Raw genomic sequence first — 332 nt, 5'->3', positions numbered from 1 at the left:
CTGGAGTTGGCCCAAGAAAAAGCGGGTCAGCAACTGCGCGAAGCGAAAGCTCAGGCAGCTGAAATCATCGAGCAAGCCAAGAAACGCGGTAACCAGATTGTCGAAGAGGCCGTTGAAAAGGCCCGTGTCGACGCTGACCGTGTGAAGGTTCAGGCTCAAGCCGAGATCGAACAGGAACTGAACAGTGTCAAAGACAAGCTGCGCGCCCAAGTGGGTTTGCTGGCTGTCGGCGGCGCCGAGAAGATCCTGGGTGCCACAATCGATCAAAACGCGCACGCAGAGCTGGTTAACCAACTGGCTGCTGAAATCTAAGCGAGGGCGATCATGGCAGA

At 56.3% G+C, this 332-nt stretch carries 1 protein-coding gene; it reads left to right on the top strand.

What is annotated here, in order from left to right; genetic code table 11:
* Nucleotides 1–312, top strand: a 312-nt coding sequence (atpF, locus tag BK660_RS30545; protein ID WP_123436416.1) for a F0F1 ATP synthase subunit B, incomplete at its 5' end; no start/stop codon positions are given.
* Nucleotides 313–332: the final 20 nt, after the last annotated feature.

Origin of the sequence: Pseudomonas brassicacearum (assembly GCF_003732265.1) — a bacterium.
Classification (GTDB): domain Bacteria; phylum Pseudomonadota; class Gammaproteobacteria; order Pseudomonadales; family Pseudomonadaceae; genus Aquipseudomonas; species Aquipseudomonas brassicacearum_D.
The sequence above is the reverse complement of the archived record's forward strand: the minus strand, read 5'-3'. Positions and strand labels throughout refer to the sequence as shown.